Raw genomic sequence first — 1,120 nt, 5'->3', positions numbered from 1 at the left:
CCCGCCGAGACTGCGACCGCGATCGAGCGCACCACGAGGCCGGCATGGGCCAGCGGCGCAGTGACGAGATCGAGCCCGGTGCAATGGCTGCCGACGATGACCAAATCAGGCTCCCGCACATGCGGCGTGAACAGCGTCACCTCGGCGTCGCTGCCGGCCGGCAACTGATCGGCCAACGCCTCGATCTTCAGGAAGCCGTCGGCCTGCGCGAACGACGTGATCGCGCCCGAGCCCTTGCCGCTCGGATAAGCGATCAGGCCGTCGGCACCTTCGACCAGCGACACCATCACGAATTCGGTGCGGCCGAGCTCTGAGGCGATGCGCACCGGCACCTTCGCCGCCACCTTGGCATCCGAGCGCGGCGGCAGGCCGGCCATCCGCCGCAGCACCGGCACGATCATATCGTGGAAGGTGAACATCGCCGAGGTCGGAAAGCCCGGCAGGATGACCACCGGCTTGCCGTCACAGACCGCAAGGCACAGCGGCTTGCCCGGCTTCAGCGCCACGCCATGCGCGATGATACCGGGCTTGCCGAGCCTTCCGATGATCCGATGCGAGACATCGCCCGCGCCCTTGGAGGTGCCGCCCGACAGCACCAGGATGTCGCTGTCCGCCAGCGCCTTGCGCATCGCGGCTTCTAGCATCGCCTCGTTGTCGGCGATCGCGCCAAGGAACGCCGCGTCGCCGCCGTTTTCGGCAATCGCCGCGGTGACGATCGCGCCATTGGTGTCATAGATCGCGGCCGGCCGCAGCTTTTCACCCGGCTGTACCAGCTCGTCGCCGGTCGAGAGGATCGCAACGCGCGGACGGCGCGTCACCAGAACCTCGGCAATGCCGCAGGCCGCGAGCATGCCGATCTCGCGCGAGCCGACGATCGCTCCCGCGCGCAGCAGCGCCTCGCCGCGCGCGATGTCGGAGCCGGCGTAAGACACGAACTGCCCGGGCGACGCCGCGCGGCGGACCTCGATCGCATCATGGCCGACAGGCTGGGTGTGCTCGACCATCACGATCGCGTCCGCGCCGCGCGGCACCGGACCGCCGGTTGCAATCGCGGTCGCGGTGCCCGGCAGCACCGGCAGGGTCGGCGCGGTGCCGCACGAAATGGTCTCGCCGTTCAGCG

At 69.7% G+C, this 1,120-nt stretch carries 1 protein-coding gene; it reads right to left on the bottom strand.

The genetic code is table 11. The features are described 5' to 3' along the window. A partial coding sequence (locus H8A92_RS40475; RefSeq protein ID WP_249795544.1) for a molybdopterin-binding protein occupies positions 1 to 1,120 on the bottom strand: 1,120 nt, incomplete at both ends.

Source organism: Bradyrhizobium acaciae (assembly GCF_020889785.1).
GTDB lineage: Bacteria > Pseudomonadota > Alphaproteobacteria > Rhizobiales > Xanthobacteraceae > Bradyrhizobium > Bradyrhizobium acaciae.
Note: the sequence above shows the minus strand (reverse complement) of the source record. Positions and strands in the feature narration are given on the sequence as shown.